At 51.0% G+C, this 14364-nt stretch carries 14 protein-coding genes; 9 read left to right on the forward strand and 5 right to left on the reverse strand.

Going from position 1 to position 14364, the window contains the following annotated elements:
* The first annotated feature begins 42 nt into the window (after positions 1-42).
* The 4 genes from ACN6MW_RS20435 to yunB all read left to right on the forward strand — a co-directional run bounded on the left by ACN6MW_RS20435 (position 43) and on the right by yunB (position 5158).
* Positions 43-1521, forward strand: coding sequence for a sensor histidine kinase (locus tag ACN6MW_RS20435; protein WP_419871823.1), 1479 nt, complete (start codon positions 43-45; stop codon positions 1519-1521).
* Positions 1514-2206 (forward strand): response regulator transcription factor, encoded by a 693-nt coding sequence (locus ACN6MW_RS20440; protein ID WP_419871824.1) that lies wholly within the window; start codon positions 1514-1516, stop codon positions 2204-2206. Before ACN6MW_RS20435 ends, ACN6MW_RS20440 begins: the two co-directional genes overlap by 8 nt.
* 135 nt (positions 2207-2341) lie before the next feature.
* A complete protein-coding gene (locus tag ACN6MW_RS20445) occupies positions 2342-3862 on the forward strand; it encodes an S-layer homology domain-containing protein (RefSeq protein ID WP_419871825.1) in 1521 nt (506 codons plus the stop codon).
* 24 nt (positions 3863-3886) lie between these two features.
* Complete coding sequence (yunB, locus tag ACN6MW_RS20450; RefSeq protein ID WP_419871826.1) at positions 3887-5158, forward strand: sporulation protein YunB; 1272 nt, start codon at positions 3887-3889, stop codon at positions 5156-5158.
* Positions 5159-5299: 141 nt separating this feature from the next.
* Here the strand turns inward: yunB and ACN6MW_RS20455 are convergent, their stop codons facing one another.
* Entirely contained in the window at positions 5300-6367 is a 1068-nt protein-coding gene (locus tag ACN6MW_RS20455; RefSeq protein ID WP_414698838.1) for a M23 family metallopeptidase, read from the reverse strand.
* 243 nt (positions 6368-6610) lie between these two features.
* Between ACN6MW_RS20455 and lipA the strand changes: the two genes are divergently transcribed.
* Together lipA and ACN6MW_RS20465 are read left to right on the forward strand one after the other, a co-directional pair.
* On the forward strand, positions 6611-7555 hold the full coding sequence (gene lipA, locus ACN6MW_RS20460) for a lipoyl synthase (protein ID WP_364144257.1): 945 nt from the start codon (positions 6611-6613) through the stop codon (positions 7553-7555).
* Between the two features lie 26 nt (positions 7556-7581).
* Positions 7582-8313 carry a YutD family protein gene (locus ACN6MW_RS20465; RefSeq protein WP_419871827.1) on the forward strand — a complete coding sequence of 244 codons (732 nt, stop codon included), beginning with the start codon at positions 7582-7584 and terminating at the stop codon, positions 8311-8313.
* 60 nt (positions 8314-8373) lie between these two features.
* On the opposite strand, the gene ACN6MW_RS20470 is transcribed toward ACN6MW_RS20465, so the two are convergent.
* A complete protein-coding gene (locus ACN6MW_RS20470; RefSeq protein WP_364144252.1) occupies positions 8374-9171 on the reverse strand; it encodes an NAD kinase in 798 nt (265 codons plus the stop codon).
* A gap of 100 nt (positions 9172-9271) precedes the next feature.
* Positions 9272-10348 carry a sporulation integral membrane protein YlbJ gene (gene ylbJ / locus ACN6MW_RS20475; RefSeq protein ID WP_419871828.1) on the reverse strand — a complete coding sequence of 359 codons (1077 nt, stop codon included), beginning with the start codon at positions 10346-10348 and terminating at the stop codon, positions 9272-9274.
* A gap of 428 nt (positions 10349-10776) precedes the next feature.
* On the opposite strand from ylbJ, the gene ACN6MW_RS20480 reads away from it, so the two are divergent.
* Both ACN6MW_RS20480 and ACN6MW_RS20485 read left to right on the forward strand, forming a co-directional pair.
* Positions 10777-11166 carry a globin gene (locus tag ACN6MW_RS20480; RefSeq protein WP_419871829.1) on the forward strand — a complete coding sequence of 130 codons (390 nt, stop codon included), beginning with the start codon at positions 10777-10779 and terminating at the stop codon, positions 11164-11166.
* Positions 11167-11170: 4 nt separating this feature from the next.
* A complete protein-coding gene (locus tag ACN6MW_RS20485; protein ID WP_419871830.1) occupies positions 11171-11911 on the forward strand; it encodes a DUF2225 domain-containing protein in 741 nt (246 codons plus the stop codon).
* On the opposite strand, the gene ACN6MW_RS20490 is transcribed toward ACN6MW_RS20485, so the two are convergent.
* On the reverse strand, positions 11908-12150 hold the full coding sequence (locus tag ACN6MW_RS20490) for a hypothetical protein (RefSeq protein WP_419871831.1): 243 nt from the start codon (positions 12148-12150) through the stop codon (positions 11908-11910). The two genes, ACN6MW_RS20485 and ACN6MW_RS20490, sit on opposite strands and share 4 nt — an antisense overlap.
* A complete protein-coding gene (locus ACN6MW_RS20495; RefSeq protein ID WP_364144240.1) occupies positions 12147-12317 on the reverse strand; it encodes a YycC family protein in 171 nt (56 codons plus the stop codon). The genes ACN6MW_RS20490 and ACN6MW_RS20495 overlap by 4 nt, the downstream gene beginning before the upstream one ends.
* A gap of 147 nt (positions 12318-12464) precedes the next feature.
* On the opposite strand from ACN6MW_RS20495, the gene ACN6MW_RS20500 reads away from it, so the two are divergent.
* Positions 12465-14249, forward strand: coding sequence for a M3 family oligoendopeptidase (locus ACN6MW_RS20500; RefSeq protein ID WP_419871832.1), 1785 nt, complete (start codon positions 12465-12467; stop codon positions 14247-14249).
* Positions 14250-14364: the final 115 nt, after the last annotated feature.

Here is a 14364-nt window from a genome sequence, read left to right on the forward strand (position 1 = left end):
ATTGTAGTCACGAAAGAAGAACATCGAGAAGGAGTTACATGCATGTCCATACGCGTTCGGCTGCTGCTTTCCTACACCTGCATTCTTATTGTCACGATCGTATTATTTCTTGCCGCAGCACTGCTGTTTGTGGTTGCTGTCACAGGCGATGTGCGAAGCGTGAAGGACTTCTACAACATTCATTATTCGGTGAACCCGCTGTCTAAGCAGGAAGAGACCATCTTTCTCGACCTGAAGTATTTAGCCAAAAATGAACCCGACTCGCTGCTGGATAAGACGCTGCTGGATCAATATAATTATAAGCTGCGCGCGGAACAGGCGGAGCTGTTCATCCGGAAGGAAGACGAACAGCTGTATTCCTCGTTGTCGGTTAAGCAGCCTGATTTGATAAAATATCTGCCTGGCTACGAAATGGAAAACAATGCGATTCGCGATACGCTTCAAATCGGAGACCATTTTTACGCGTATGCCAAGTTTGATTTTTATTTTCCCGATCAAGCGAAGGGAAGCGTGCTCGTTATCCGGGAGCGAAGTCCGTTTGCAGAGGTCGTACGTACGCTGCTGCCGATTTTTCTTGGCGTGCTGTTTATTGTGCTGCTGCTTATGAACATGCTGCTATACTATTTTTTAACCCGGAGTATCGTGAAGCCGCTTGAACTGCTGCGTAAATCGACGGAGCGGATTAAGCAAGGGAATTTGGAATTCGAGCTGCACTCGGAAGGCAATGACGAGATTGCAAGGCTGAGCGAGGCTTTTGAGGATATGCGCGGGAAGCTGAAACAGTCGGTCGAGAAACAGCTTCAGTTCGAGCAAAACCGCAAGGAGCTGATTGCGAATATCACGCATGACCTGAAAACGCCGATTACGTCGATTAAAGCGAGCATAGAGGGCATACGGGACGGCGTTCCGGATACGAAGCAGAAGATGGAGCGGTATGTAAATACGATTTTGACGAAGGCCGATGATATGGATCAGCTGATCGACGAGCTGTTTCTGTATTCCAAGCTGGATTTGAAGCAGCTTCCGTTTACGTTCGAAACGATCAACCTCGGACATTTCATTCAGGATTATGCAGAGGATTTGCAATTTGATTTGCAGGATCAAGGAATCGGGCTGGAATGGAGCATCGATACTTCATCAGCTTCGCGCGTGCTTGCCGATCGGGATAAGCTGAAACGGGTTTTAGTTAATATCATAGATAATTGCGTGAAATATATGACGAGCGAGCCGAAGCGGATCGAGATCACGCTCAAGCCGGAGACGGATTTCATTTGTTTAACGATCCGCGACAACGGTCCCGGTATTTCAGCGGAAGCGGTCCCGTTTATTTTCGAACGGTTTTTCCGCGAGGATTTGTCGCGCAGCAGGCAAACGGGCGGAAGCGGCCTTGGGCTCGCGATTTCGAAGCAAATCATTGAGGGGCATGACGGATCGATTCATGCCGAAAGCATGCCCGGGGCAGGAACCTCGATTATCATCCGGCTGCCCCGCGCCAAGCAACAGGAGGATAGCGATGACTAAAATTCTCATCATTGAAGATGAAGTGACCATAGCCGAGGTGGAGAAGGATTATTTTGAGCTGCATGGCTTCTCGGCGGATATATGCTTGACCGGGACTGATGGCCTTCGCGCTGCAATGGGCGGCCATTATGATTTAATCGTCCTTGATTTGCAATTGCCGGGTATGGATGGCTACGAGCTATGCCGTCAGATCAGGGCGGAGAAGGAAGTGCCGATCCTTATTGTTTCTGCCAAAAAAGAAGAAATCGATAAAATCCGCGGCCTAAGTCTCGGGGCCGACGATTATATCACCAAGCCGTTCAGCCCAAGCGAGCTGGTGGCCCGCGCGAAGGCCCATCTGCAGCGCTATCAGCGCTTGATCGGTAAGCGCGAGACGAAGGCATCCGAGAAAATCCGCATCCGCGGCCTGCAAATTGATGCTTCCTCCAGGCGTGTATATGTGAATGAGCAAGAGGTGCAGTTCACGACGAAGGAATTTGATCTGCTCTCGTTTTTGGCGCTAAATCCGAATCATGTATTCAGCAAGCAGGAGCTGTTCGAGCAGCTTTGGGGAATGGAATCTTTAGGCGAAATCGCCACGGTGACGGTCCATATACGCAGATTAAGGGAGAAGATCGAAGCGGATCCGTCTAATCCCCAATACATTGAGACCATCTGGGGAGCAGGTTACCGTCTGACGGTTTAAAGCTTGCCAAGCACCTGTTTCGGAAAAGTTTCGAAGCTGTTTATCTTTTGTTAATGTTTTGTTTGCTGGAGGTTTATCTTTGTGTTTTATCATGAGGTCAAGCAAATCTACAGCACTCATGGGGAGGAAACAAAGATGAATTTCGTTTCGAATAAAATGGCAGCGATCGTATTGGCAGCAGCAATCGGGGCTTCGGCAGCAGCGGCTGGTCCGGTGAATGTATGGGCAAGCGGCGATGTACAAGCAAAGGCGGCAGCAGCCGGCTTTCAGGATATAAATGACGGAGGCGCATCGGCAGCGGCTATTCAGGAGCTGGTGAAGCAAGGAGTCATGAACGGTTACGGAAACGGGCTGGTCAAGCCGAATGCTGCCGTATCCCGCGCCGAGCTTGCGAAGCTCGTCGTAACCGGGCTTGGGCTTCCGGTCAATGCGGCTCAGCCATCTGGCGTAACGGATCTTTCCGAGGATAAATGGTACTTCCAATATGTTGCGACATTAGCCAACCTTGGCGTGATGCAAGCCGAAAACGGAAAGCTGAAGCCAAATGCGCCGGTTACCGCTGCGGAGTTGACCGACATTATCGCCAAAGCTTTGAAACGGGATGCAGCTTCCGTAAAATATTGGGCAAACAGCGTAGGCGTAAAGCCGCAATCGGTAAAGCGCGGCGAGCTGGCGCAGCTGGTAGTAATCTCTCAAAAGGCGAAGCCTTCGGCTGATGCCGGGATCGTTCAAGTTAAAATTTTGAACGCCATCACGTTAGAAGTTACCTTCTCGGCGCCGTTGACGGCGGAGGACGCAGCTCTGGAGCAAGCTTTGAAAAACTTCAGCTTTAATAACGGGCTTTCGATGCTGAACGTGCCACAGTTGAAGACCGGTTCGATTTCAACCTACATCGTGCCTACCTCTCCGCAGAAGGCAGGGACGAATTACGAGCTGTCCTACAAAGGAAATGCGGCGGGAACGTTTACCGGAAGCGGCGAAAAAATTGAAATGAGCAGCGTGGCCCAGGTATCCTATGATACGTTCGAGGCGGTATCGGAGCTGTCCAAGGGCATTACAGATTACGGCAATGTCATTTCGGCGTATTCGGTCGGACGAGCAGCTACGGCTTTCGTGTTAGACGAGAACAATCAGTACAATGGAAAGACGTATGAAATTATCTCCTCCATGCGCGCAAAGCAAGTAACGGTTACGCCCGAGGGCGGCACACCGATGATTGCGACGTATGTATTGTTTACGCAGGCAACCGATGGCCGCCAAGCTCCGAAATTCCGTTTGCCGGACGGAGAGGTTCTTAAGCCGGGCGTCAAATATACGGTATCGTCGGAGTGGGCGAATATCGCCAGCTCCACGTTTGTGGCGAAAGAAATCGCGCCCCTAGAAATTGAATCTGCTAAAGCGCTGAATGACAGCTCGCTTGAGCTGACGTTAACGGCGGATCCGAAGGATGAACTGTTTGCGGTCCGCAGCATTGAACTGACCGGCACGGACGGAAGCAAGCTGACGGCAGCTTACAAGCTGACTTCGCGCAAAGGCGCAACGGGCATTTTCGAGCTGGCGAACGGTGCGAAACTGGTTGCGGGCATGACGTATAAGGTGAACGCCGCTACCCCGTGGGCAACGGACGATGGCATTACCGTAACGCTTGCAAAGTAAATTTTACGGAAAAGGGGCAGGCCGATGACGGCTTGTCCCTTTTTTCGTGAAGCCTCTCTTTTCGATGGCGCTGCCATTGTCGTCTTCTTTTTTGGCCGAGTTCCGCATAAGTATGGGTATTGGCAGCGAGCAGCAATGCGGGAGGGGATCGGATTGGCGAAATGGGGAAGGAGAGGCTGGCGGTTCAGGCCGTTTGGCGGAAGCCGGATGCAGCTTTGGTCAGGCCGACCGTTCTCTAAGGTCAGAACAGTAAGCTGGGGAAGCCGCAGCAGCACAGCTTCATCGCGACCAGCTCCGAAGAGATGGGGCACAAGGGCAAGTGCAAGCAGCGGAAAATGGGGCATTCGGCGGCCATCGCTAAAGCTCGGCGGCACCCGAAGCCGAGGTGCCGGAAGCGGCGGCTCAGGCGGAGTATGGGGAGCCAGACCGGCAAGGCCGCGCATCCGGCGCCGGACGATATTATTGATTACGCTTATCGTAATGATGATCTTTTCGATTCAATCCTTCGTCTATATCGAACGCAACCTGCGTCCTCCGCTTATGAATATTGCCAAAATCAGAGTAAAGCAGGTCGCTACGCAGGCGATTAACAAAGCGATAACGGAGCAGGTTGCCAGCCGCTCGGATACCGATAAGCTCATTGACTGGAAAATGAACAGCAACGGTAAAATATCTGGCTTCATGCTGAATTACGCGGAGCATATGAGCATCACCTCGCAGACGATTAATACGGTGCAAGAGACATTGAACGAAATGAAGGACATACCGGAGCATATTCCGATCGGCCATGCGCTGAACAGTGCCATCATATCTTCTTTCGGTCCAAGGGTGCCGGTTAAATTTGAACCGGTAGGCGCCGTCAAGGTCGACCTTAGCACGCGCCAGAAGGATGCGGGTATCAATATGATTTTGGTCGAGGTTTATATTCGGATTATTGCGGAGGTAACCATCATCATTCCGTTCGATACCGAGCCGGAGATCGTCGAAACGGATATACCGATCTCGTATTTGCTCGTAGTGGGCGATGTTCCGATGTATTACTACGACAATACGGGCAAGCCGGTGGGCGATTCGGCTGCGCAGGCACCGAACATATCCGTGCCGCTCGGGCAAGATTCGGGCAGCGGCGTCACGACGAATCCGCCAAACAGCGGAAACGCGGAGTCATCGGATTCGGAATCTACGAACGCAGAAGCATCAACGGAAGCTTCCAACGAGGATTTGGATTCCGGGCACTCCAATGCTGCGAATAACGCCTCAGGCAATACGGGGGATACAGGCGGAGGCGGGGAGTAACCCGCAAAATCAAAAACGACTTTATTGTCCTCTGAAATGAAGGATGATAAAGTCGTTTTTTTGTGAACATATAATAATTTGAAGTTATCGAAGCTGATCGGGATTTTAATATTTCATTGCGATAACCGATACGCTTACCGGCTATTTTCCTGCACGGATCCGTTGGCGCTCGGCCTGCTCCCAGCGGCGAAGCATCGGATAAGGATCGAACGACCATTCGATCAGTCCGCGGTCGCTGTATACGCCGTAATGCAAATGAGGGGGGAATTTTCCCGACGTGCCCGGTTTGCCGTAACCCGAGCTGCCTACCCAGCCAACGACCTGACCTGGTTTGACGACATCGCCGATGTTGACGGTTTTGTCGAAGCCGGAAAGATGCGCGTAATAATGGTAAAAGTTGTTGAGATCGCGAATGCCGATCCGCCAGCCGCCATAGGGATTCCAGCCTTTGACTTCGACAATGCCGTAGCAGGTGCTCCGGACGGGCAGTCCGTGGCTGGCGAATATATCCGTTCCTTCATGCGTGCGTCTGCCGCCCCAGCTGCGGCCAGTTCCCCATGTGCTGTTATACGAATAACGGGTGCCGATGGGAACCGGAAAAGCGTGGTCGAACAAATCGAGCTTGCCGAATGCCGCATATATACGGGCAAATTGCTGAATGCGCTGCACGGAACGGTTATTTTGGTAATATTCCCACAGTCCGATTGAAAAATCATCATCGGAGATGCCATAGGAAGCAACGCGGCTTACGAGTGAGTACAGCAGGTCAATGTCGCTTGTCCGTTCCGCTTGGCCGTTGCCGTCGCCGTCTTGGCCGATGCCGTTGAAAAAACGAATCGATGCTGGCGTGCTGTCCTCCGTATTCGGATTAAGCGGTCCCGCCCAGCGTTCTTGGTCAATAAATACGCCTACCGTGCTTCCTAGCATGGGCCGCGCCTTCGGTCGTGCCTTGGACATTGAGCGCTCATACTGATCGATCGCCGCAATCCAATACCAAGGCACCTCGGTAAACAAGCTCAATTTCTCGTATAAGCCTCTTCTTGCGGGCAAAGGATCGGGCTCCCCTGCTGCCATTTGCTCATTTGCCGCTACGTTCTGCTTTTTAACAGCAGGAGAGGCTTTTGCATGGCTGACCGGGAAGACCAGAAGCAGCGATGCTGCGGTTAATGCTGCGACAACAACAGGTATAGTCAGTTTCAAACGTCTCACCCTTCCAAAAGCATGACGGTTATAACGTTATGGTTTGCAGAACATTGGTTTTTATACGAATGGTGATCAGCCATTGTTGGGCAGCTGGCCGTGAAAATGCGGGTCAAGCATGAAAGCTTGCTTGAGGAAAGTGTTTCCGCCTGGAAACGAAATCGCGAGAAAGTGCTATTTTTATTGGAAACATGTTATAATAACCCCATGAGTTTAGGAATTATAAATGAACTTGAAAGCAGGTAATCCCTAATGAAACAAAAGGAAACACTCAAAAAGCCTGACTGGCTTCGCATAAAATTAGCGACAGACGGCAACTATGCCGAAATTAAAAATATGATGCGCACCAAAACGTTACATACCGTATGTGAGGAAGCGCGTTGTCCGAATATTTATGAATGCTGGTCTAATCGCACGGCGACATTCATGATTTTGGGCGATATTTGCACGCGCGCATGCCGTTTTTGCGCCGTTAAGACGGGCATGCCGACCGAGCTGGATTTGGACGAACCGGAACGCGTAGCGGAAGCAGCGGAGCAAATGAATCTTCAGCACTGCGTAGTCACCTCGGTTGCACGCGATGATTTGAAGGATGGCGGCGCATCTATATTTGCGGCAACCGTACATGCTATCCGCAAGCGCATGCCATTTTGCCGCGTCGAAGTGCTAATCCCGGATTTCCTCGGCAACAAGGATGCCCTGCAGATCGTCATGGATGCGAATCCGGACATTTTGAATCATAATGTAGAAACTGTTGAACGTCTTTCCGACCGCGTTCGGGCCAAAGCAAAATACAGCCGTACGATGGAGCTGCTAAGACGCGCGAAAGAAATGAAACCCAAAATCCCTACGAAATCAAGCATTATGCTTGGCGTTGGCGAGGAGTGGGATGAAATTTTGCAAACGATGGATGACCTGCGGGCCAACGACGTGAATATTTTGACGTTAGGCCAATATTTGCAGCCGTCGCCGAATCATTTGCCGATCGTGCGTTACGTCCACCCGGACGAATTCGCAAAATTGAAAGAAGAAGGGCTGAAGCGTGGTTTCAGGCATGTTGAATCCGCGCCGCTAGTACGCAGCTCTTACCATGCGCATGAGCAGACCGATTCGGCACACGCAGCGATTGCTGCAGATACCGTAGAAGCGGGATTCGACCGTGAGATATCCTCCGGCGCTTGCTCGAGCAGCATGTAACTGACGCTCAAGATGAGGTGGAGACCATGGCTTTGATTCATATCGGAGGAAAATCATACGAAATCGTACAAGAAAACAGGAACGGTTGGAATCCTGAAGCATTTCGTGATCGTTACAGCGAGGTATTGGAGCGTTACGATTTCATCGTTGGCGATTGGGGCTACAGCCAGCTTCGGCTAAAGGGCTTTTTCCGCGATAATCATCAAAAAGCTACCAAAGACAGCAATTTATCCGGCATGTCGGATTATATCAATGAATATTGTAATTTTGGCTGCGCCTATTTCATTCTCGAGAAGACGCAAAGCACGCAGCGTGAGCCGGATGATTACGATTTGGATGCGGATGACCAGCGCCCTCGTATTGAAGCGGCTGATTTGCTCGCGGCGGCTGCCGGATTGGTAGAGGCTTCTGACAGCGCGGATACAGAGGGTGATGAGGTTGCAAGCGCGAAGGAAGAAGCTTCTTTTCCTTCGCATGAACGGCATACCCGAAATCACAGCCGTGAAAATCGCCATAGAAGCTCCAACCGCAGCAGCAATGAAAACAAAAGCGGGAACGATAGCGTTAATGCAGGCGAAGCCCGAACGCAAAATGATCAGCAGGGCAGCGGCAAACGTGAACAGCAGCGCAAAGGCGGCTACAAAGGCAATGACCATCGCGGCAAAAAGCCGTTCCGGCTTGCAGCAAGCGAGACGGCAGCAGCATCCGCATCTGCTGATACGAATCGACCAAATAAAAAAGACACGGAGCGCCATTAGCTGGCGCTGCAGTGTCTTTTTTTTTGCAATGGTTTAAACGAAAACGGAACGGTCAAGCGCTTAACGAACGTCGTAGCCGAGAAAAGCTTCCCGGACCCGATTCCAGAAAGGGAAGGGACGGTATCTTGCAAAGCTTACTTTGCGGCTGGATACGTTGCAGCGAATCGAGAGAATATCGCTGCGCATGATGCTGACATGGTCAATGGTGAGTTGGAGCCGCTGTTCTTTTTTCGAGATGATATCGCAATGATGATGCTGCGGCAGCAGCACGGAGGAACCAAGCGTACGGTATACACGATTGTTGATTGAAGCAATCTCGGCGATTTGCAGCGACTCTATCGATGGATGGACGATGGCGCCGCCCAAGCTTTTGTTATATGCGGTGCTTCCCGAAGGGGTCGAAATGACGATCCCGTCTCCGCGGAACATTTCGAACAATTCGTCATTGATATTGATCTGAGCCACAAGCGTGCCGTCTACGCCCTTGAGCGTAAATTCATTCAATGATAAATAATGGCGGGATTCGGTCGGCGTCTCAAGCTCAATCTCAGCAAGCGGGTATCTGACAATGCGAGGGGTTTCCTCGGCCATCATCTTCACCATCTCCTCGAGCTCGTCTGCCTGCCAGTCGGCATAGAAACCAAGATGGCCGGTGTGGATTCCGACAAATGCAACATCCGTAATTTGGTCAACATATTTATGAAAAGCTTGAAGAAGCGTTCCGTCTCCTCCAATGGAAATGACAATCTCCGGTGCTTCGTCATTCCGATTGAAGCCGCGCTCCGCAGCTAAGGTATGAAATTTCTCCGCTAACGATTGGGATAAAGCATCGCCTCGATCAATAACCGCATACTTCAAAGGTAAATCTCCTTCCGATCTCCATAGTACTTAAGATGATAAAGGAAAATGCCTATTAATTCAATGCGCTGCGGTGCTCCAGCAGATTAAAATGGGCGAATCAAGGACCGAGCCAGCCCCAAAAAATGTAAACTAGAGCCATCGCAATAAAACCATGCAGGAGTCTGGCAAAAAACAAGGGGCGATAACGCAAATCGGTTCTGCTGAGCAGGCTGGCGATTTGTGCGTGCACCGAAAGTCCTCCCCAAGAAAGGACCCAGGCAGCAATCGCTGCTTGATGCATAAGTCCCGTGCCCGCAGCTCCTGCCGCTCGAGAGCCCAGCGTTACTTCAAATAAACCAAAGATGCCTGCGTCTGCAAGGGGCGCCGGCAGACCGATGAGGGTAAACAAATAACGCAGCGCTTCCGCCATGGCTTCTACGATGCCGGCATGGGTGAGCATCTCCATGACAACGGAGAAAAAAACAACAAGTCCGCCCACGACGATCATCAGCCGGAGCGCGGATTGAACGGAGTCTTGTAAAAGTCTGCCTAATCCCCGGCCATCCAGCAAACGCGCTTCATGCATCGCTTTAAGCGCCTCTGCAATCCGGGAAGGCTTGCGTTTTCTCAAGCCGTTTGCAACATCGACGATTTTTTTGGCGGACGAAGGCGCGGCGTGCCGATCATGAAAGCGCATAAGGAACCCGATCAGAAGTCCGCCCCCATAATGGGCTGCAGCCAGCACAGGCGCAAGGGCGACGTTATGGAAAAAACCTACCGATACGGCACCGATTAGAAATATGGGATCCGAGGTTGTCGTAAAAGCGACGAGCCGTTCGCCCTCTGCGCGGTTTACGAGCCGCTGCTCCCAGAGCTGAGCGGTAAGCCTGGCCCCTACGGGGTATCCGGATATATAGCCCATCGTCACGACAAACCCGCCGATGCCTGGAAGCCGGAACAAAGGGCGCATCAGCGGATCCAGCAGCTTTCCGAAAAAGTGCACGATGCCGAAGCCCAGCACCAGCTCCGAGATAACGAAGAAAGGAAAAAGCGCTGGGAAAAGCACCTGCCACCAGATCGATAAGCCGCGCAGCGAGGAGCTAAGCGTCTCCGTTGGAAAGACGGTCATCAGCAGCGCGATAATGAGAGCGCAAAGGGCGGTTATAGATAATGGATGGATAAATGTACGCAGCAAAAAGACCGCCTCCTATTGAATGGGAAAGGGTAAGTCTGCAAGAATGCATGAGGCCGTACAACCCTTCCTACACATATATGTTCAAATGTGGACATCCATCACCACCGGTAAGTTAAAAATAATAACAAACAAAAAAGAAAACGCTTGCAAAATACTGGATTCCTGCATTTTTTATGGTACAATAGAATTACCTTAGAACAGTTGGAGTGATGAGTATGAGTATAATCGCTGGCATCTTGGTATGTGCTTTCGTCTATGTCATTCGAGAATCTCTTACAGCACCTGGGGAAGAGGACTATGAAGGTTGAAGGGTAATACGCACTATATGATGAGCCTCGCAATTACATATTGCGGGCTTTTTTTTGTTACCTGAAAAATATTTTTGTGATATAATACTAAATACCTACAAATTGGAGATGGTTTGGACGATGAATAGGAATATAAGCCTTTATGAAGCATTAGGCGGACCTGGGACTTTAAGACTAATCGTAGAATCTTTTTATCCGAAGGTACAAGCTCATCCATTGCTTGGGCCTTTGTTCCCGCAAGATATAGATCCCGTAATCGAGAAGCAATATTTATTTTTAACACAGTTTTTCGGAGGCCCTTCGTTGTATTCAGATGAATACGGGCATCCGATGATGCGAGCAAGGCATTTGCCATTCCCCATAACCCCTGAGCGGGCTGAAGCATGGCTGGACTGCATGCGAAGAGCTTTGCGGGAGGTAGGTATACAGGAAGAGCTTCAGCTCATTGTTATAGATAGACTATCCGGGCCTGCACACCATTTTGTAAATACATCTGAAGAGGAGACGTGATCGTATGGAACCGCTCTACCAATCCAAAATCGTATGCATCTGCTGTGAAAATACGTTTATGACATCTCGCGTGAGACCTAGCTTTAAAAGAGCAGCCAGGGTGGATTCTGACTTTTGCGGATATTATAAAATAGATGTGAACCCTGACTTTTATGTAGTTCGGGTTTGCCCAAATTGCGGCTTTGCGTCGACTGAAAATGGACTAGAGCGGTTGAACGATCAACAAAAGAAGCAATACCTCGAAAAAATCGGCTTTCGTTGGCAAAACCAAGATTATTGCGGCGAGCGTAACGTGAAGCAGGCTATGGCGAGCTACAAGCTGGCACTTCTCTCGGCACAAGCAGTTGGGGAGAAAGACCGTGTTATTGCGGGCATTTTGCATCATATTGCGTGGCTCTACCGTTATGAAGAGAATCAAAACGAGGAGATAAGGTTTCTGCGTTTTGCGCTTCAGTCCTATATAAGGGTATATGAAGCAGAAGGCGTAGCGCTTAATAACGCGAAGCTGATGTTCCTGATCGGGGAGCTGAATCGCAGAGTCGGGGAATTAAACGATGCTGTAAAATGGTTTTCCCGCGTCGTGAATGATAAGAAAATCGTCGATGCCGCCATGATTCGCGCCAGCCGCGAACAGTGGCAGTTTATCCGCGAGGAGATGGAAGCCAGATCGAAAAACGGATCCGGCGACACCTCTACAAACGAGAACAAAGGCTTAACGGAGCAGACGATTTCTACATCCGCTTAGCGCAACGCCTTCCGAAGGACGCGGTCCGTTAACAAGTAGTCGCGGTCTGCGTCCACAATGGTAACTTTGTTGCGGCAGCATGGGAAAACGAGCAGCCGTTTCATGCCATCCTGTATGTCCTGAATCTCAGCTGGCCTTACGGGAAGCAGTACGTTATCCGCACCGCAAAAAGGACAGCTTGATACATAAAGGTCGCCCATAATGACGTCATAAGGCCATGCTTTTTCGAACGGAATCATTCCTTCTTATCGCTTTCGGGCGCTGCCGGCGTATCGGTTTTGGCCAGCTCTGCAAGTTTTTGCAATAAGATATGGCGCGGCATATGCATGAGATGCTCTATCGGTACGCCAAGCTGCTCAGATAGCTTAACGGCAGTATCAGCCGAAATTTGCAACGGTTTAGACATGGTGAAATTCCTCCAATCTGGATATAATTAAGTTATACACTGCCGGGAAGGTTTGCGCAAATAAAAACGCGGCCTCATCTTGGCTTTTTTTATGCTGCAGTATACGGCAACAGCCGTTTACGCTGGTTAAAGAGAGGATGGAAGCAGATGAAGCAGGGATATCCGCAAAGCTGGGATTTGGATGTGTTTTACGAAGGCGGCTCAAGTTCGGCAGCCTTTCAGGAAGAGTTGAAAGGCCTGGATGTAGATATTGCGAAGCTGGCAGCCGCCTTGTCGGGCGAGAACAGCACGTCGGCATCAGACATTGCCGCGATGACGGAGCTCCTGCAAAGCGTCATCATCAGGCTGCGGCAATCGGAGTCGTTTGTGTCATGCCTTCTGGCACAAGACATCAAAGATTCCGCGGCCAATGCGCGCGGCGACCGCGTGAAGACGCTCGGTGCCAAGCTGCTCGGCGTACTTACGCGCTTTGACAACGGGCTTCGCGGCATGGACGACCTCGAATGGTCGAAGCTGCTCGAGCACGAAAAGCTGGCCGAGGTAGCTTTTAGCCTGGCTGAACGCCGCGAGCTTGCCAAACAAAAGATGGCTCCGGAGCTGGAAGCTTTGGCAGGAGACCTGGCGGTAGACGGCTATCACGGCTGGGGCGATTATTATAACGTAATCGTGTCGCGGGCTAAATTTACCGAAGTCGGCAAGGACGGCAAAAAAAATATTTTATCCGCAGGACAAATGCACAACCGTCTGTCTGACGGCGACCGCGAGGTGCGGAAGGCTGCGTTTGCAGAGTGGGAGCGCGAATGGTCGGAGCAAGCGGATCTATGCGCCGAGACTTTGAATCGGATTTCCGGCTTCCGCCTTAAGCTTTACGGCAAGCGCGGATGGGAATCGGTGCTCCAAGAGCCGCTGCAAATGAACCGCATGAGCGAAGCCACGCTGCAAGCGATGTGGGATGCCATACAAGAAAGCAAACAGGTGCTCGTGCGTTATCTAGAGCGCAAAGCGAAGCTGCTCGGGGTCGAGAAGCTGGATTGGCATGACGTGGAAGCGCCGATCGGCTCCTCGACAAAAATAATTCCTTATGACGAAGCGGCTGCCTTCATCGTCGAGCAGTTCCGTTCGTTCAGTCCGGAGCTGGCGGATTTCTCGGAAATGGCCTTCCGGGAAGGATGGATTGAAGCCGAGGATCGCCCCGGCAAACGACCGGGCGGCTTCTGCACGGCTTTTCCAAAAAGCGGGCAAACCCGTATTTTCATGACCTATTCCGGCAGCGCATCGAATATTTCGACGCTGGCCCATGAGCTCGGCCATGCCTATCATCAGCATGTGATGAATGATTTGCCGGCGCTGTCGCAGGAATACGCAATGAATGTAGCTGAGACGGCTTCGACGTTCGCGGAGCTGATTGTATCGGACCGAGCGCTTAAAGCAGCGGTAGACCCGGAGGAAAAGCTGGGATTGCTGGAAGATAAAATTCAGCGGTCGGTTGCTTTTTTTATGAACATCCATGCCCGGTTCTTATTCGAAACCCGTTTCTATGCGCGCCGGAGCGAGGGCTTGGTGCCTGTCGAAGAGCTGAACGCCTTGATGGAGGAAGCGCAGCGCGAAGCGTATTGCGATATGCTGGGAGAGGCCCATCCGCATTTTTGGGCGTCGAAGCTGCATTTTTACTTAACGGACGTGCCGTTCTACAACTTCCCGTATACGTTCGGTTATTTGTTCAGCGCAGGCATTTATGCCAAAGCGTTGAAGGAAGGGCCGGATTTCAAAAACCAATATGTCGCCTTGCTGCGCGATACCGGCAGAATGTCCGTCGAGCAGCTGGCTGAAGCGCATCTTGGCGTCAACGTCGAGGAAAAGGATTTCTGGCAGGAAGCCGTAGCGCTGACGGCAGTCGATGTAGAGCAGTTTATCCAAATGACTAACGAATAAGCTATTATTGAATTTTCAGCATCGACCGGACAGCCGGAGACAAGGGGAGCATTCTTGTCTCCGGCTGTTTTTTTGCTACAATGAATCTAACTTTAAACGTAATCGGAGAGGCGGG

This window comes from Pristimantibacillus sp. PTI5 (genome assembly GCF_048572955.1).
In the GTDB taxonomy this organism is placed as follows: Bacteria; Bacillota; Bacilli; order Paenibacillales; family Paenibacillaceae; genus Pristimantibacillus.

Coding starts and splice junctions, on each gene's coding strand:
- yunB (WP_419871826.1), top strand. CDS start 3,887: ATGACGGCTTGTCCCTTTTTTCGTGAAGCCTCTCTTTTCGATGGCGCT.
- lipA (WP_364144257.1), top strand. CDS start 6,611: ATGAAACAAAAGGAAACACTCAAAAAGCCTGACTGGCTTCGCATAAAA.
- ACN6MW_RS20480 (WP_419871829.1), top strand. CDS start 10,777: ATGAATAGGAATATAAGCCTTTATGAAGCATTAGGCGGACCTGGGACT.
- ACN6MW_RS20500 (WP_419871832.1), top strand. CDS start 12,465: ATGAAGCAGGGATATCCGCAAAGCTGGGATTTGGATGTGTTTTACGAA.
- ACN6MW_RS20490 (WP_419871831.1), bottom strand. CDS start 12,150: ATGATTCCGTTCGAAAAAGCATGGCCTTATGACGTCATTATGGGCGAC.
- ACN6MW_RS20495 (WP_364144240.1), bottom strand. CDS start 12,317: ATGTCTAAACCGTTGCAAATTTCGGCTGATACTGCCGTTAAGCTATCT.
- ACN6MW_RS20440 (WP_419871824.1), top strand. CDS start 1,514: ATGACTAAAATTCTCATCATTGAAGATGAAGTGACCATAGCCGAGGTG.
- ACN6MW_RS20445 (WP_419871825.1), top strand. CDS start 2,342: ATGAATTTCGTTTCGAATAAAATGGCAGCGATCGTATTGGCAGCAGCA.
- ACN6MW_RS20435 (WP_419871823.1), top strand. CDS start 43: ATGTCCATACGCGTTCGGCTGCTGCTTTCCTACACCTGCATTCTTATT.
- ACN6MW_RS20465 (WP_419871827.1), top strand. CDS start 7,582: ATGGCTTTGATTCATATCGGAGGAAAATCATACGAAATCGTACAAGAA.
- ACN6MW_RS20485 (WP_419871830.1), top strand. CDS start 11,171: ATGGAACCGCTCTACCAATCCAAAATCGTATGCATCTGCTGTGAAAAT.